We start from the raw sequence: 15,760 nt of genomic DNA, 5'->3' as shown, positions 1-15,760 counted from the left end.
ATGGCACAGCAATGAGCGTGGACGCGCCCTACGAACTGCTCGAAGCGCTCGAGCCCGGTATTGCCAGGGTGCTCGCGCATAATCCCTCCGCGTTCACCTATTACGGGACGCAAACCTATCTGATCGGCGAAGAGGAAGTCGCGGTCGTCGACCCTGGTCCCGACTTGCCCGAGCACATCGAGGCATTGTTACGGGCGATCGGCGATCGTCGGATCGCAGCGATCATGTGCACGCACACCCATCGCGACCACAGCCCCGCCGCACGGCCCTTGGCGGACGCGACAGGAGCCCTGATCGTCGGCTGCGCGCCGCTGGCCCTCGAAAGCGTGGGACCTCGGGCCGACGCGGCATTCGACGGCGACTATTCGCCCCACCGCGTGCTCGAAGACGGTGAGGCGATCGAGGTCGATGGCCGGGCTGTCACGGCGGTGGCGACGCCTGGCCATACTTCGAACCATCTCTGCTTCGCTGTCGGCGATGCGCTGCTCACCGGTGACCATGTCATGGGTTGGTCGACCACCGTCGTCGTTCCGCCCGACGGCGACATGGCCGCCTACATGGCCAGCCTCGACAAGCTTCGGCAGCGTCACGATCGCGTATTCTATCCTGCGCACGGGCCGCCAGTGCCGAACCCGCAGCGTTACGTGCGGAGCCTGATGATCCACCGGATGCAGCGGGAGAACCAGATCCTGCGCCTGGTCGCGGAGCAGCCGCGCGACGTTCCCGATATCGTCGCCAACGCTTATCCCGGGCTGGATTCGAGGCTCGTCGCGGCGGCGGGAGGATCGGTGCTCGCGCATCTCGTGGACCTCGAGAAACGTGCGCTCGTTGTTCGGGAAGGAGAGACATGGTCGAAAGCCGCCTGAACAAGCCCCTGGCCATTGCCGCCATCATTGTCGCGCTCGTGCTCGGCGTCCTGCTCGGCGTGACGTCCGGGATTGCCGACCGCATTTTCGGCGGGCCGAACGCCAAGACCATCGCGACATCGAGCCTCGAGTCCATGCGGGCCCAGAATCGGCTGATCACCTTCGTCGCCCGCTATGTTTCGGTTGTCAGCAGCGAGCAGGAGCGGCTCGGCGGGCTGGTCAGCACCGAACGCACCCTGATCCTACCCGGCAACGTCCGCTACGAGGTCGACCTGTCCAAGCTGGAACCGGAAGACGTGCGCTGGGACGCTGGATCGCAGACTTTGAGCGTACGCATCCCCGACGTCGAGATTGCGGGTCCGGAAGTCGATCTGAACGCCGCACGGGAGTATGGTTCGGGTGGCGTCCTGGCGACGCTCACCAACGCGGAGACCGAGCTTGATTCGGCCAATCGAGCGCGGGCGGTGGCTGACCTTCGCAAGCAGGCGCAGGCGGAACTGCCGATGCGGCTAGCCCGGGACTCGGCGCGCCAGGCGATCGAGAGAAGCTTCTCCATGCCCTTGAAGGCGGCAGGCTTCGACAATGCCAAGGTCGTTGCGAAATTCGCGTTCGAAGAAGGCGCCGACGATCCTTCCTATCTCGACACGTCCACACCATATAACGAAGCGATTTCAGAGGCTCAGCAAAGGCGGGCTCAGGGGAAATAGATGACGGTACAATCGCCTAGCCTGAAGGGGCTCGATCTTCTCTCCGAAATCGAGCGGCTGAAGCGCGAGCGCAACGCCGTCATTCTCGCCCATTATTATCAGAAGCCGGAAATCCAGGACCTCGCCGATTTCGTCGGCGATAGCCTCGACTTGTCCCGCAAGGCCGCCGCGACGGACGCCGACGTGATCGCGTTCTGCGGCGTGCGTTTCATGGCGGAAACGGCGAAGATCCTGTCGCCCCAGAAGACAGTCATCCTCCCCGATATGGATGCCGGCTGCAGCCTCGAAGACAGCTGCCCGCCGGACCAGTTCGCCGCATTCCGGGCAGCGCATCCCGATCATATCGCGCTGACCTACATCAACTGCTCGGCGGCGGTGAAAGCGCTCAGCGACATCATCGTCACCAGCTCCTCGGCCGCTGTGATCCTCGACCAGATCCCGAAGGACCAGAAGATCATCTTCGGTCCCGACCGGCACCTCGGCGGCTATCTCGCCCGTAAGTTCGACCGCGAGATGTTGCTTTGGCCGGGCGTGTGCATCGTCCACCAGGCGTTCAGCGAAACCGAGCTTCTGAAGCTCAAGGCCGAATATCCGGATGCACCGGTTGCCGCCCACCCGGAATGCCCGCCGCACATCGTCGACCATGCGGACCTCGTCGGATCGACCAAGGCGATCCTCGACTTCGCGCTAAGCTCACCGGCGCAGACCATTCTTGTCGCGACCGAGCCGCACATCATCCACCAGATGGAAAAGGCGGCGCCGCAGAAGACCTTCATCGGCGTCCCCGGCGGCGACGGGAACTGCAACTGCAACATGTGCCCGTACATGGCTCTTAACACGCTCGAAAAGCTCTACGTCGCCTTGCGCGACCTCGAGCCGCGGATCGAGCTGTCGCCGGAAATCATGGACCGCGCCCGCATTCCCCTCGACCGCATGCTGGACATGGCAGGACGAACAGTGGGGCAGGGCGACGTCGGCAAGCCGATCATCGACCCCAGGATCAGCGGCGATTAGGTCAGCCGCATCCACAGGACGGCGAGGTACATGAACGCATTCATGTAGGCGGTCGAAGAGAATCCGGGCGCTCGATAGAGCGGATGGATACGGTAGCCGATCCAGAAGATCGTGCGGCAGACGACGAACGTGATGGCGACGGCGGGCACGAAGCTGATCCGCTCGATCGGCAGGCTCACCGACAGTGCCCCGATCCCGACGAGGAAACACACGAACTGTTGCAGCGTATTGTCCGCGACGCGGCCGTTGACGACCATCTTTTGGCTTTCCTTGCCGAGCGTCGGATCGATGGCCTCGCTCAGAAAGCGCTCGTTGCCGACCGCGACCAGCATCACGAACAATGGCAGGATCGCCACCACCGACCAGCGAAACGCATAGGCTAGGCGGTCTCCGTTATTATCGACGACCTGCGGTGTCGGGAAATAGGTGGCAATCGCCCAGGCCAGCAGGATCATGCCTGCGATTCCGGATGCTGCCCCGACCGCAACTGTCTTCTGGTCTTTGGTCATGTGCCTGCCCCCGCAAGAGGGACAGCTCATAGCACAAATGCCGCGGCTCAGGAGGAGGGGTTCGGCGCCGTCGTGCTTTCAACGGTAGCGCTCGCCGGGTGATGCCGGTCAAGATGCTTCTTGATGATTCGAAGGTTCCGCGAATTGGAACGGAAGAAGAAATCCGGGATCGCGCCGAAAAAAGGAATCAGGCCGAGGAGCCAGTCGATCCCGACGTTGCCGGCCATCCGGGTCATGTCCCACTTGGACATTTTGAGGTTGCGGGCCTCCCACGCGACATAGGCTCCGAGCGCAGCGGCCGCAGTGCTGCCGGCAAACGGCACGAGGTCGAGAATCACGTCGAGCCCGACACCCTGTCTGAGGCCGGGGATTACGATCATCCGCTCCATGATCTTTTCCAGCGACTCGACCCGCTGGCGAACGGAGGCCGGATCGTTTCCAAGTGGGGGCACCAACGCCTTTGGGTCGATCACTCGCCCCGGTCCCGGTCCGGGCGCTGGCGGAGCCCGACCAAAGTGTGGGTTGCGAAGCGATTGTTTGCGAAGCCTTGCATCTGCGTCGAAACGAGCGACCAGCGGATCGGAGCCGTGAGCGCGATAAATAGCTGCTGATCGTCCATCCTCTGGGCAGCCTGCGTGAACAGGCCGTAGCGCTGAGCCGGGACCGTCGCGGCGCGAGCGCCGTTCAGAAGTTCATCCGCTTCGGCATCACACACGGATACGATTCCGCACCGGAACGAGCGCAGGTACCAGGCCGGAGAGCTTGACGGCGCGACCAGGTCGATCAGCCTCAAGTCGGCGGGGCCTCCCTTTTCCGCATCCTCAACTTTGATGCCGAGCGCTCCCCAGTCGCTCGCCAGGCGGCTGAGCATGATTTTCGCCCCGGGGGAGTCGGGGAGGGCGATCCTGATGACCGGCGCGTCCAGCCGGCCGATCATTCGCTCAGCCGCCGCGGAAAGCGTGGCACGCCGCTGGTCGATGGGTGTGCTCATCCAAGGCGGCGCCACCGGGCTCGGCACTCCATCAAGACCGGGCTCCAATATCGTCGCTCGCGGCAGGAGGCCGGGAACGTTCAGGGCATCGATCAAGGCCTGCCGGTCGATCGCTTGGGACAGCAGCCGGCGGAACGCGAGGTCGGCCACCGGGCCGGAACCGCGCGCAGGAACCAAGCCAAACAGGCCCATCGCCGGATCGAAGCGCAACGCGGTCTTCGGCAGATCGGCGCTTCGAGCATAGGCGAGATCGGCGAACGTGCCGCCGAGCACCAGCTCCGTCTCTCCCGCGATAAACGCCTTGATCGCGTCGGGAGCAGGACGGCCGCCCAAGATGACGTCTTCCTGAGTGGTCAGGTCATCGTCGAGTGACGTAACGGACCTGCGCAGCAGCAGCGCGTCGGGCTTGCTCTTGGGAGAAATCGCGAACGGCCCGCTACCCTGGTTCTCGCTGACGATCGCGAATTCCGGCTGGGCGAGGAGCTGGAGCAGGTGCGGGCGCGGTGCTGTCAGGCTGATCTCGATCACGCGATCGGTCATTGGCGTGATCTCGTCGATCGCTCCTAGCGTGTCCTTGAGCGCGTTATTGCTTCGGGCGGAAATTTGGCGACGAAGCAACCGGGCGACTTGCTGCGCCGTGATCTTCCGCCCGTCGGGCCACTTCGCCGTCTGCAGCCGGAAAATGTAGCTGAGGCCGTCGTCGGTCACGTTCCAGCGCTCGGCGAGCCCCGGAATGATCTGGCCGGAGGGATCGAACGCAACGAGGCCCTGGGCGACATTGGCCAGCAGCACGGCCTGCGGCTCAGTCAGAGCTCCGGAAGCGGGGTCAGTGATCCTGGGCTGGGCGCCGATCACCAGGACGTTTGTCTCGCCCCGGTCGTTGCGCTGACAAGAGGCGGCGCACAGCGCTGCAATCAGGATCGAAGCCGCAACAAGGGCGCGACGAGTTACCGGCGACCGCATCGGCGCTGTTTAGTCGTAAGCCGCGGTTCAGCAAATCTCTGGATATGTGCCTCCAACTGTTTTACTAGTATAAGTCACCTGAAGGGTGTCCGGGAACAAGAGTGGTCGACAACGAAGGAATCTGGAGCCGGGGAGGTTCCAACGTCGAGGACCTGCCGGATCCTTTCGCGCACGAAGCTCCGCGTCCCGAGATCCAGCCGGATGTTCCGGCCAAGCCGAAGCGCCGGCGCTGGCCGCTCGTGCTCTATGCGATTTCGGCCGTCACCCTCGTCACTTTGATCTGGCTAATTGTCACCGCTCCGCTCTCGCGTGCGCTCGAACCGCTCGACGATCCGGCGATCCTGCTCGTGTCACAGGAAGGACAGCCGATCGCGCGCCGGGGTGCGATCAAGGAAGCTCCCGTTGACGTGACGAAGCTCAACGCCGTCACGCCCTCCGCCTTCGTCGCAATCGAGGATCGCCGCTTCTACAGCCACTGGGGTATCGATCCGCGCGGCATCGCCCGGGCCATGGTTGCGAACGCGCAGGCTGGCGGTGTTCGCCAGGGCGGCAGCACGATCACCCAGCAGCTCGCCAAGACCAGCTTCCTGTCTTCGAACCGAAGCATGAAGCGGAAGGCGCAGGAGGTGATCATCGCCTTCTGGCTCGAAGCCTGGCTGACCAAGGACGAAATCCTCTCCCGCTATTTGTCGAGCGTCTACTTTGGCGACGGCGTCTACGGCTTGCGGGCCGCGTCGGAGCATTATTTTGGGCGTGCACCGGAAAACCTGACGCTGGCGCAGTCGGCCATGCTTGCCGGGGTGGTTCAGGCGCCCTCGCGGCTGGCTCCGACCCGCAACCTGAAGCTCGCTCAGGCCCGCAGCGAGCTGGTGCTGAACGCGATGGCGGACACGGGCGCTATCACCCACGCGCGCGCGAACGCTGCGACGCCTGCCAGGCCGGTCTATCAGTCATCCAAGATTCCGACCGGCACCTATTTTGCCGACTGGGTTGCGCCCGAAGCCCGCGACGCCTTCGAGTCGGACTTTGGTGAGGTGAAGGTTCGCACGACTCTGGACGCCGACCTGCAGCGGATCGCAGTTCGGACGATCGCCCGCTCCGGCATTCCGGGCGCCCAGGCGGCGCTGGTGGCGATGCGCCCCGACGGCCGTGTCGTGGCAATGGTCGGCGGCACGAGCTACGCCGAAAGCCCCTTCAACCGGGCCACCCAGTCACGCCGCCAGCCGGGCTCGGCCTTCAAGCTGTTCGTCTATCTCGCCGCGCTTCGGGCCGGCTACACGCCCGACAGCATCATCGAGGACCGGCCGATCACGATTGACGGTTGGACGCCCGCCAATAGCGACGGCGTCTATCACGGTCCGATCACACTTCGCGAAGCGTTCGCGCGTTCGAGCAACGCGGCGACTGTCCGCCTATCGGAAAGCATCGGCCGTCCCAACGTCATGCGCGCCGCGCGGGAGCTGGGGATCACCACGCAGCTTCCGAATTCGCCCAGCGTCGCGCTCGGTACCGCCGGCGTCAGCCTGCTCGAACTTACCTCTGCGTACGCAGCGGTCGCCGGCGGCCGTTATCCGATTCGCGCGCGAGGACTGCCCGACGAGGTTCAGGAAGGGCGCTTCTCAGGCTTGCTGAAGGGCGGCGGACGCATGGATTCGCGCCGTGACTGGGCGCCGATGCTCGACCTCCTCTATGCGGCGGCAAACAACGGCACCGGCCGTCGGGCAGCGCTTTCGGTGCCGACGTTTGGTAAGACCGGTACCAGCCAGGACAATCGCGATGCCTTGTTCGTCGGCTTCGCGGGCAACCTCGTGGTGGGTGTCTGGGTCGGGCGCGACGATGACAAGCCGCTGGGCCGCAAGGTCAGTGGGGGGACGGTGCCGGCGCAGCTCTGGCATAACTTCATGGTCTCGGCGATCGCGGTCGATGGGCGCGCCGGCCCGCAGCTTCCATCCGAGTTCCGGGTGCCTGTTGCAAAGCCTCGGCGCGACAAGCAAAGCCCGTTGCCTGACGAATGGAGCGAGGGCGTGGAACCGCTCCGCGAGGTGCTGAAGGAGATCGAGAAGCTCTTCCAGTAGGTCAAGTATAATTAACGTTTATTCACCTCTGCGTTTAAACATTTCTCAACACCCGACTCCTATTAAGGCCCTCGACCTGCACGGATTTGCAGGCCGGAATGGGACTAGCTCCCGACTTCGAGGACAGGAGACCAGAAATGTTCAAGCGGTTCGTCAAGCTGATGAACGACAGCAAGGGCGCAACGGCCATCGAGTATGGCCTGATTGCGGCTCTCATCGCCGTTGCGGCGATTGGTGCGATGCGCGGCATCGGCACCAAGCTGAACACGACTTTCGGTAACGTTTCGAACGCCCTCTAAGGCTTTTGAGACTTACGGGAGCGGCGGTGCCGAAAGGCGCCGCCGCTTCTTTTTTGCGGTTAACGCTCGCTAACCCGCCGGCTTAAGCCTTTCTCAACTCTGATCGCACTAAACTCCAGCCGACCTTCGCAATCGTAAATTGCGCGGGCGGGGCGTCCAGCATCCCGGGTGGACTTAGGAGGTCGGAAATGTCGAAGTTTCTCAAGCTGATTAAGAACGAGCAGGGCGCGACGGCCATTGAATATGGCCTGATTGCAGCTCTCATCGCCGTTGCGGCGATTGGTGCGATGCAGGGCATCGGCACCAAGCTGAACACGACGTTCGGCAACGTTTCGAACGCTCTCTAAGAGCCTTCAAGCGTACCAACGAACGGCGGTGTCCTTCGGGACGCCGCCGTTTTCATTTGTGCGCTTAGGAATTCGGCAATCACTTTGGCGGACAGTTGGCCAGTGCGATCCGATGATCGCGCGTGACAACGAGTAATTCTTTCGCCTGGAGCGGGAGGGAGAGTGTGATGTCGAAGATTTTGAAATTGATTCGCAACGAGCGCGGCGCGACGGCCATCGAGTACGGCCTGATCGCTGCTTTGATCGCCGTTGCCTGCATCGGCGCACTGCAAGGTGTCGGCGGCAAGCTGAACACGACGTTCGGTAACGTCTCGAACGCGCTCTAACCGAGCCTGATGCCAAAGACGGAGGCGGCGCCCGTGAAGCGTCGCCTCCTCCAAGAACAGAGAGGCTGCCCGAGCGGCAACACAAAAACGGCCCACCCAAAGGGTGAGCCGTTCAGGAATCTTCCAGTGATTTCAGAAGGATGGTGGAGCCGAGGGGGATCGAACCCCTGACCTTCGCAATGCCATTGCGACGCTCTCCCAGCTGAGCTACGGCCCCGTTCCTTCGCGCCTTAGGCGATGTTTTCCCGCCTGAAAACGGAGAATTTGATCCCCGCCGGCACGCTTATCCCTCTTCGTCTTCTCCGGCCTTGCCGACGCCAAGGTCGTCGTCGCCCGTATCGAGATCGACTTCCTCGTCCGCGCTCGGCTCTTCTTCCTCGTCGATCGCCAGATCCTCGGCCTCGAGGTCCTGGTCGGTCGCCGGTTCCTTCTGCTTGGCTTCCGCGGCCTCGAACGGCAGCGGCTGCTTCGACTTCAGAACCGGTTCTGGAATCCATTCCGTGCCGCACTCGATGCAGTGCACCGGCTCGTCATTGCCAAGATCGTAAAATCGGGTCGAGCACTTGGGGCAAGTGCGCTTGGTGCCCCATTCGGGCTTCACCATGTGGGTCAAACTCCAGTCAAAATCCGGGTAGCCGCAACAAGGCGGCAGCGTTCGGGCGGGCGCCTTGCCATAGGCTACCCGCCCTGTCAAAGCGCCTCGCTTGAACGGTAATTTCGGAACTGGAAGCGGCCCGCGCAAGGGGCTCGTGATTGCGGTCGACGGTCCGGCGGCCAGCGGCAAGGGCACGATCGCCCGCGCTTTGGCGAAGCATTTCGACCTGCCGCATATGGACACCGGCCTCCTTTACCGCGCCGTTGCGCTGAATCTCTGGCGCTGGGGCGGCGATCCAACCATCGAGTTCGAGGCGCTCCGGGCCTGCGGCGACCTCCGTTTCGATCCCGATGACGAGGAGCTTCGTAGCGAGCCGGTGTCCCGCATCGCCTCGAAGGTCTCGTCCTACGCGTCGGTCCGCGCCGCCTTGCTCCAGCGCCAGCGCGAATTCGCCGCTCAGGATGGCGGGGCTGTCCTCGATGGCCGCGATATTGGCACGGTGATCGCGCCCGATGCCGACGCGAAGCTGTTCGTGACGGCCAGTCCCGAAGTCCGCGCACAGCGCCGGGTCCGCGAACTTCTCGAGCGAGGGATGCCCAGTCATTATGAGGACGTGCTGCTGGACATCCGTGCTCGCGATGAGAGGGACTCGTCACGGGAAATCGCGCCGCTCAGGCAGGCGGAGGATGCGGAGCTTCTCGATACCAGCGGGCTCGACATCGAACAGTCCATTGCCGAGGCGATCCGTCTCGTGGAACGGCAGCTTGCCGAAGCCTGATCAGCCCGTTTGACTCAACAGCAGTAGAGGCGCACTCCGCCGTCGCGCGCGAAGGGGGAGAGTCGCGCTGGATGTGGTCCCCACCTGCGTTCCATCGAGAGCAGGGGAAAACCAATGAACTCATTCATGAAATATGCCGCGGCAGCACTTGCGGGCGCAGCCGCTGCAGGGTCGATTGCTTATGCCCAGTCTGCGTCAGCACCGCGTGCGGTGATTTCCATCTATCGCGCCGCGCCAGGGCATCAGGAAGCCCTTCTGCAATGGCTGGCCCAGCAGGATCGGATTGCCGTTTCGGCGGGCGTACCGTCGAGCCAGCTCTACGCCCATACCGATGGGGACAGCTGGGACTATCTCATGATCTCGCCTGTCACCACAGACGCTCAGGACGCCGCGATCGAAGCGGCTGCCGCGAAAGCGGGTATGCCGACGGGGCCGAAGGTCGGGCTGGAGTTGCGCAAGAATATCGCTTCGCACACCGATACGATGGTCGTCGGACCGCTGACGCCGGCGCAGATGGTGGATCGGTACAAGTAACAAATCAGGGCGGCGTCGATACCGGCGCCGCCTGCTAATTCTGGGCAGCAAACGCTGCGTTCGATTCCGTCAGTTGGAACGGAAATTGCTTCTTCGGCCTGACGGCCATCTGTAGGTAATCCGGATCGAAATCGCCCGCCTCGGCCAGCGCGTTCCAATCGGGAATCCGGGCGTTGTGCTTGATGTCGGCCAGGCCATCGAGACGAAGCGATTGGATGGTGCGGTTCACATGAACCGCTGTCAGGCCCGTTGCGTCGGCCAGGTGATTTTGCGTCAGCGGGAAGGGGAACAGAATCTCGCCCCTGGCCGGCGCGACCTGGAGTCGAACGGCAATCTCGCACAGCAAGTGAGCGATGCGTGTGCGCGCATCCCTGCGGCCCACGTTGACCACCCATTGGGAGAGGATCGAGGAATCGACCATGCAGTCGCGCCACAGCGCTTCGGCGAGCGCAGGAAATGCCGCCGTCGCCGCGCGAACGGCATTATGCGGAACGCGCAGGATCGTGGTCGTGGCCAGGGCCTGCAACGCTGAGGTGGCCTCTGGCTGAACGACCGAATGGAGATCGGCCATGTCACCGGGAATGTGCAGGGCCGTAATTTGCCTGACGCCGTCGGAATTCTGCTCGAACCTTCCGACATAGCCGGCAACGACAAGGCATGAATGGTCCAGCGTTTCGCCCAACCGAACGAAGTCTCGATTGGCTCGGACTTGCTCCGCGTAGGCGGGAAGATCGAGCACAGCCTCCTGCTCCTCGCGACTAAGAATGGAGCGGCTGGTCAACCTGTTCAGGAATCGCTGGAGGTCGGGTCTCTTCGAGGAGGTCATTGTCATACTCCGTCTGCAAGCGGGAGCATAACAATCTCTCAGCCACCGATGCCTGCGGGGCGAATGATCGGTGATAGGAAGAATACTAACACAGCCCGGGTTCGCTCCCTAATTTTGTTAGTGAAGGGCGGCGAGCTCCTTGACGAATTTCGCGGCGACGACCGCGGTCATCCCGTTGATGTCCCGCGAGGAATTGTATTCGACCACGTCCGCTCCGACGACCGGCCCGCGAACGCGATGCAAGACCGATACTATGTCGCGAACGGTCAGGCCGCCGGGCTCATGGTGAGACACGCCTGGCGCGAAAGCGGGATCGAGGGCGTCGAGGTCGATGCTGATGTAGAGCGGTCCTTCCGGGATCGGGATCGCATCGACGGCGAAATCCTTCATCTCGACCATCTCGACGCCGAAGCGCTGGGCCTGCTTGCGACAATGGCTGTTCAAAGTCCGGATCCCGACCTGGACGAGGCGCTTCGCCAGGTCGCGCTCCATGATCCGGGCGAATGGAGAAGCGTGGCTTAGCGGATCGTCGCCAAAGTCATCGTAGAGGTCCGGATGTGCATCGAAATGCAGGATATTCACGGGACCATGGATCTCGGCAATCCCGGCCACGATCGGGTAGGTGACCATGTGGTCGCCGCCCAGGAAGATGGGCCGGGACCCGCTCGCTGCGGCGGATGCCGCTGCGGCGCGAATCCGATCGAAGTCGGCTTCGCTTTCGTCGAGCGGAAGATCGCCGACGTCACTGAGCGTGATGTCGATTCCGATTTCCGAGCCCAGTTCCGTCGCCTGGTTGCCATGATCCGAAAGCAGCGCAGAGCGGATCGCTGCGGGCGCCTTCGCCGCCCCGCGGAGGAACGACGAGTGGGAGTCGGTCGGGAGTCCGATGAGCTGGTTGTTCTTCAAGTCGTGCCTCGACGGGATTCTTCCGGCCATCACTAAGGAATTCTGCGCCGCTGTGCGACGGCCGACCGCCATCACAATTTGCATTTGCGGGGTTGCACATCGGGCGAAGCCTCCGTCAGGATGGACGGGAATAGGGGCTAGACGGTCGAACAACGCCCGTGGAACAGGATCATTACGCAGTCTTGGGCATCCAGCCCGGCGCCGATCAGCCGGCGATCCGATCCGCCTATCGCGTCCTCATGCGGCGATTCCATCCGGACGCGGATCCGAGCGTGGAAGCGGCCGAGCAGCGCGGGCGATCAACGTTGCCTACGCCGTCCTTGGCGATCCGGCCAAGCGCGCCGCCTATGATGGGACGTCGGCTTCCAAAAGCTCGCTCTCATTCGAACCCTTCGACCCTCCCAAGACGGAAGTGCGTTGAAGTACGCGCATCGGCGCTTCCGCTGCCGTGATTGTCGTGCTGCTTGCAGCGGGAATGGTCACCTACGCTGTGCTTCCGCGGCTGTCGCCGGAACCGCCCCTCAAACAGGCAGAGCAAAGCAAGCCGATCCCGGTCCCAGATCGGAAGTCTCCGGCAGCCGCCAATCCTGCGGCTTCCGCGACGTCTCCTTCCGCTCCAGCGGCCTTAGTCCGAACGGAAGCCGCAAAGCCGCATCCCGAAAAGATCGCGCCTGTTTCCGTTGAGGCGGTCACCCCGGCCAAGCCAGTTGCCGCTCAGGTCAAGCCTGCGGGTACTCAAGCAAACTCCCAGAGCGACAGGTGTGCAGGCTCGGCGGCAAGGGCGGATCGCTTGATCTGCGGTGACGTGAATCTTGCGTCACTCGATCGCCAGCTCACGCTTCTTTACCGGCAATCATGGTCGGCTGCCGACCAGCGCAAGCGTGCCGCGCTCGCGGGCACGCGACAGATCTTCGACGACAAACGTGAAGAGTGCGAGACGTCGAACTGCCTGACCTCGGCCTATATCGTCCGGCTTCGGGAGATCAGCGACATCATGGCCGGACGGCCGCTGCAGTAGCCGTCAGGGCTTTCGGCGAACGGACCACACCAGCGCCGACACGCTGCCGATCAATGCGGCAATCGCCATGACGGCGGCAGGATCGAGAACCAGCAATCGGGGCCTCCTTGGGAGAGCGAAAATGCGACTCCGCGGGGAAATGTTCACTATTCGTTCCCTATTTGCAATAGGAATTTGCCTAGAGGCCAAGTAGCAGATTTTTCACACATGTTCGGTAGTTCGTGCGCCGTGGGATCAAAGAAACGAGATTGACCGGTGCGGGCACGAAGGAGCGCGGCTGTGAGGATTGCTAGCAGCCATTTGATTACGACGTGCGCCACGCTGGCGGCGATCATCCTGTTCGTGGCGCTGGGTAGCCAGTTGCTGCCAACAGCAATCGCCGGCGTCGATCTTCACGACGACGCGTTGCCGGTCGCGTTCCTCCTCAACATCGCAATCATCCTGTTCGGATGGCGACGTTCAAAGGACCTGCGCGAGGCGCTCGACAAATATGATCGTGCAGAGCGCCAGGCCGAGCGGAACGCGAACACGGATCCCGCAACCGGCCTCGCCAATCGCCGCGAGCTGATGCGTGCGCTTGGCGACCTGCTCGGGTCCAAGAACTCCGGCATCCTGCTCCTTCTCGATCTCGACCATTTCAAGCGGGTCAACGATCTCCACGGGCATGTCGCCGGCGACCAGCTGCTAAAGCTGGTTGCTCAGACGCTCGAACGTGAATGTCCGGAAGGGTCGTGCTGCGCCCGCATCGGCGGCGACGAATTCGCCGTGATGTTTGAAGGAGGCAGCACCCGGGATGCGGAAATGGTTGCCCAGACGATCCTTTCCAAGCTGGCCAAGCCGGTCGACCTCGGCAACGTCCAGGTGTTCGTCTCGGCCTCGATTGGGCTCGCCGAAGTGCGCCGCCTGCAGAAGGAAGAAGACGTTCTCCGCGAAACCGACTTCGCGCTTTACGCCGCCAAGCGTGCCGGGCGGAACTGCTTTGCCTGGTTCGATCCCGAGCTGGAGCGCGAGCTGACCGACCGCGTGAAGCTGGAAGAAGATATTCGCAGCGGCATCGAGAACGGCGAGTTCATTCCGTTCTTCCAACCATTGATCGACCTCGCTTCTCGCGAGCTGGTCGGGTTCGAGACCCTGGCGCGCTGGCGTTCGCCGACCCGCGGTTTCCTGGAGGCGGAATCCTTCATCGAAGCAGCGGAGAAGACCGGCTTGATCGGTCCGCTGACCATGAAGGTGATCGAGCAGGCGCTGAACGAGGCGCGAGAATGGCCGGGCCACCTGAAGATGGCGGTCAACATCTCGCCAGTGCAGTTCCGCGATCCGCAGCTTGCACAGCACATCATGAAGCTGATCACCGAAGCGGGCTTCCCGGCGCACCGGCTGGAAGTGGAGATTACCGAGGCCTCGCTGCTCGAGGACCGCGACCAGGTGCTGTCGACCATCCAGAGCCTGAAGAACGTCGGCATCAGCATCTCGCTCGACGATTTCGGCACCGGCTATGCCAGCCTGGCGCAGGTCAACAATCTGCCCGTCGATCGCATCAAGATCGACAAGAGCTTCATCAGCACCATCGTGAAGAGCGAGCAGACCGCGGCGATCGTCAACACGATCACCAGCCTTGGCCACACGCTGAACGTGCCGATCACCGCCGAGGGGATCGAGTCCGAGCAGGTCCGCAACGAGCTTGGGAAATATGGGTGCGCCGAAGGGCAGGGATATCTGTTCGGCCGCCCGCTGTCCGCCGATACCGTCCGCACCTTCCTCGAAATGAAGGAGCGGGATGCGAGCATCGATCCGGCGCCGCTGGAAAGCGAACAGGACGCGCTGGCCCGCCGCCGGGCTGGCCGCGGCAGCTGGTAGGGGAAGCCGGAAGGCCGCGCTCTAGGCGGCCTTGCCCTCCGTCCATTGCTTCACGCGGCGACCGCCGCACCACAATTCCTTGACCGCATCGCCATGCTTCTCGGACTGGCGGATGGCCGTCGGATCGTCTTCAGCAGCGAAGCCCTCGACGCGACCGAAGCGGCCCCGCCGATCGAGGAAATAAAGCCTGTAGTAAGGCACGAATTGTCTCCAGACCGGATCGGAGGTCATCCCGCTCCGGACCCGTCAAGAATCCGTGCCAATTGGTTAACAAAGTCTTTCGATCGCCGCTATCCGACTGACTTATCCACCGTTTTGACGAGCCGGCCGGCAAGGCTAGCGCGCAGCGGTCGACCGCTGGACGTTCGGATTGCGGATGCAGTTGTTGTAGCTGATCCAGTCGACCCGTCCGCTCCGTCGCTGCACCGCCCGGCGGTTGCAGAGGTGCACCTTCCACGACGGCGGAGTGGCCTTCCTGGTGTAGGACAAGGCGCGCTTCATCGCCCGTTGCTGCTGGTCCATGCAGCGGTTCTGCCACTGGCAGACGAAACCGATGTTGAGGAAAACCGGATCGCGCAACGGCGGCAGCTTCCCCGCGGCGGCTCCAGCCCCCGCGACGCCAACAGCAATCGCCACCACGACCCACGACACTCTCAAACCAGCTCCCCTCAACAACCGGCGCGACCCTGCAGGTCCTAACGCACGAAGCCGTGGAATCGGTTAATCCCATTTTTGGCAAGGCCGGACACGGCCGCGAAAATTGGCGGCTGTTGGAGTTTTCCGAAGGGGAAGTTGACCATTTTGACCCTGCCGCGCGTTCGGGCGTGGGGTGCGAATGGTCCCAATGTTCGCAGTGACGAGGGTGTTTTCAAGCTCAATCGTGCGGCTGTGTTCGTGCTGGCGGTTCATCTGGCAGGATAAGACACAGAATGGGGGCTGTAGGACAGCCAAATCGCCGAGCAGCACGAAGAGACGATACAGGCGGGCCGGCGCGCGCCTCGGACTTGATCCGGAGGGCCTAAGCCGCGAGATGCGTCCGACATCACGGGATTAACTCCCGTGATGGCTCCAAAGGGCAATTTGTTCGTGGCAGGAATGGGTCGAAAGCTGCCACTAGCTTTTCCACGCACCTTGCTCCTAACGCCCCTC

At 63.0% G+C, this 15,760-nt stretch carries 20 protein-coding genes and 1 tRNA gene; 12 read left to right on the top strand and 9 right to left on the bottom strand.

Annotated features, from left to right (window positions below; translation table 11 throughout):
• The first annotated feature begins 11 nt into the window (after positions 1-11).
• The 3 genes from ABD928_RS03625 to nadA are packed head-to-tail and all read left to right on the top strand — an operon-like array spanning position 12 to position 2,587.
• Positions 12-866: an MBL fold metallo-hydrolase gene (locus ABD928_RS03625; RefSeq protein WP_187714460.1), complete on the top strand. Its 855-nt coding sequence runs from the start codon at positions 12-14 to the stop codon at positions 864-866.
• The gene (locus ABD928_RS03620; protein WP_187714459.1) at positions 848-1,573 is read left to right on the top strand and encodes a DUF4230 domain-containing protein; all 726 of its coding nucleotides are present in this window, start codon (positions 848-850) and stop codon (positions 1,571-1,573) included. Before ABD928_RS03625 ends, ABD928_RS03620 begins: the two co-directional genes overlap by 19 nt.
• Positions 1,574-2,587 (top strand): quinolinate synthase NadA, encoded by a 1,014-nt coding sequence (gene nadA, locus ABD928_RS03615; RefSeq protein WP_187714458.1) that lies wholly within the window; start codon positions 1,574-1,576, stop codon positions 2,585-2,587.
• On the opposite strand, the gene ABD928_RS03610 is transcribed toward nadA, so the two are convergent.
• Genes ABD928_RS03610 through ABD928_RS03600 form a run of 3 tightly spaced genes read right to left on the bottom strand, consistent with a single transcriptional unit; the run spans position 2,584 to position 5,050 of the window.
• Entirely contained in the window at positions 2,584-3,096 is a 513-nt protein-coding gene (locus tag ABD928_RS03610) for an MAPEG family protein (protein ID WP_187714457.1), read from the bottom strand. The genes nadA and ABD928_RS03610 overlap by 4 nt on opposite strands.
• A 47-nt stretch (positions 3,097-3,143) precedes the next feature.
• Complete coding sequence (locus ABD928_RS03605) at positions 3,144-3,566, bottom strand: DUF4112 domain-containing protein (protein WP_345170139.1); 423 nt, start codon at positions 3,564-3,566, stop codon at positions 3,144-3,146.
• Positions 3,566-5,050: an ABC transporter substrate-binding protein gene (locus ABD928_RS03600; RefSeq protein WP_345166186.1), complete on the bottom strand. Its 1,485-nt coding sequence runs from the start codon at positions 5,048-5,050 to the stop codon at positions 3,566-3,568. Before ABD928_RS03600 ends, ABD928_RS03605 begins: the two co-directional genes overlap by 1 nt.
• Positions 5,051-5,151: 101 nt before the next feature.
• Here ABD928_RS03600 and ABD928_RS03595 point away from each other — a divergent pair, with 101 nt between their 5' ends.
• From ABD928_RS03595 to ABD928_RS03580, 4 genes are all read left to right on the top strand, one after another.
• Positions 5,152-7,125: a transglycosylase domain-containing protein gene (locus ABD928_RS03595; RefSeq protein ID WP_345166183.1), complete on the top strand. Its 1,974-nt coding sequence runs from the start codon at positions 5,152-5,154 to the stop codon at positions 7,123-7,125.
• Between the two features lie 137 nt (positions 7,126-7,262).
• Positions 7,263-7,424, top strand: a complete 162-nt coding sequence (locus tag ABD928_RS03590; protein WP_187709216.1) for a Flp family type IVb pilin — start codon at positions 7,263-7,265, stop codon at positions 7,422-7,424.
• Between the two features lie 188 nt (positions 7,425-7,612).
• Entirely contained in the window at positions 7,613-7,771 is a 159-nt protein-coding gene (locus ABD928_RS03585) for a Flp family type IVb pilin (protein WP_187714454.1), read from the top strand.
• Between the two features lie 167 nt (positions 7,772-7,938).
• On the top strand, positions 7,939-8,097 hold the full coding sequence (locus ABD928_RS03580; protein WP_187714453.1) for a Flp family type IVb pilin: 159 nt from the start codon (positions 7,939-7,941) through the stop codon (positions 8,095-8,097).
• Positions 8,098-8,238: 141 nt separating this feature from the next.
• Here the strand turns inward: ABD928_RS03580 and ABD928_RS03575 are convergent.
• A tRNA-Ala gene (locus ABD928_RS03575) sits at positions 8,239-8,314 on the bottom strand.
• A 66-nt stretch (positions 8,315-8,380) separates the two neighbouring features.
• Complete coding sequence (locus tag ABD928_RS03570; protein ID WP_187714452.1) at positions 8,381-8,701, bottom strand: TIGR02300 family protein; 321 nt, start codon at positions 8,699-8,701, stop codon at positions 8,381-8,383.
• 100 nt (positions 8,702-8,801) lie between these two features.
• Here ABD928_RS03570 and cmk point away from each other — a divergent pair, with 100 nt between their 5' ends.
• Both cmk and ABD928_RS03560 read left to right on the top strand, forming a co-directional pair.
• On the top strand, positions 8,802-9,470 hold the full coding sequence (gene cmk, locus ABD928_RS03565) for a (d)CMP kinase (protein ID WP_345166167.1): 669 nt from the start codon (positions 8,802-8,804) through the stop codon (positions 9,468-9,470).
• 114 nt (positions 9,471-9,584) lie between these two features.
• Positions 9,585-10,004 (top strand): hypothetical protein, encoded by a 420-nt coding sequence (locus tag ABD928_RS03560; protein WP_187714450.1) that lies wholly within the window; start codon positions 9,585-9,587, stop codon positions 10,002-10,004.
• A gap of 34 nt (positions 10,005-10,038) precedes the next feature.
• Here the strand turns inward: ABD928_RS03560 and ABD928_RS03555 are convergent, their stop codons facing one another.
• Positions 10,039-10,830 carry a Crp/Fnr family transcriptional regulator gene (locus tag ABD928_RS03555; protein WP_345166162.1) on the bottom strand — a complete coding sequence of 264 codons (792 nt, stop codon included), beginning with the start codon at positions 10,828-10,830 and terminating at the stop codon, positions 10,039-10,041.
• Positions 10,831-10,947: 117 nt separating this feature from the next.
• Complete coding sequence (locus ABD928_RS03550; RefSeq protein WP_345166159.1) at positions 10,948-11,808, bottom strand: agmatinase family protein; 861 nt, start codon at positions 11,806-11,808, stop codon at positions 10,948-10,950.
• A gap of 86 nt (positions 11,809-11,894) precedes the next feature.
• On the opposite strand from ABD928_RS03550, the gene ABD928_RS15360 reads away from it, so the two are divergent.
• From ABD928_RS15360 to ABD928_RS03540, 3 genes are all read left to right on the top strand, one after another.
• Positions 11,895-12,188, top strand: coding sequence for a J domain-containing protein (locus ABD928_RS15360; protein WP_425569664.1), 294 nt, complete (start codon positions 11,895-11,897; stop codon positions 12,186-12,188).
• A gap of 23 nt (positions 12,189-12,211) precedes the next feature.
• Positions 12,212-12,754: a lysozyme inhibitor LprI family protein gene (locus ABD928_RS03545; protein WP_345166156.1), complete on the top strand. Its 543-nt coding sequence runs from the start codon at positions 12,212-12,214 to the stop codon at positions 12,752-12,754.
• A gap of 279 nt (positions 12,755-13,033) precedes the next feature.
• Positions 13,034-14,611 carry a putative bifunctional diguanylate cyclase/phosphodiesterase gene (locus ABD928_RS03540; protein ID WP_345166153.1) on the top strand — a complete coding sequence of 526 codons (1,578 nt, stop codon included), beginning with the start codon at positions 13,034-13,036 and terminating at the stop codon, positions 14,609-14,611.
• A gap of 21 nt (positions 14,612-14,632) precedes the next feature.
• Here the strand turns inward: ABD928_RS03540 and ABD928_RS03535 are convergent, their stop codons facing one another.
• Positions 14,633-14,812 carry a hypothetical protein gene (locus ABD928_RS03535; RefSeq protein ID WP_187714445.1) on the bottom strand — a complete coding sequence of 60 codons (180 nt, stop codon included), beginning with the start codon at positions 14,810-14,812 and terminating at the stop codon, positions 14,633-14,635.
• 135 nt (positions 14,813-14,947) lie between these two features.
• The gene (locus tag ABD928_RS03530) at positions 14,948-15,247 is read right to left on the bottom strand and encodes a hypothetical protein (protein WP_345166147.1); all 300 of its coding nucleotides are present in this window, start codon (positions 15,245-15,247) and stop codon (positions 14,948-14,950) included.
• Positions 15,248-15,760 lie beyond the last annotated feature (513 nt).

This window comes from Sphingomonas daechungensis (assembly GCF_039543105.1).
GTDB classification, from domain to species: domain Bacteria; phylum Pseudomonadota; class Alphaproteobacteria; order Sphingomonadales; family Sphingomonadaceae; genus Sphingomicrobium; species Sphingomicrobium daechungense.
Note: the sequence above shows the minus strand (reverse complement) of the source record. Positions and strands in the feature narration are given on the sequence as shown.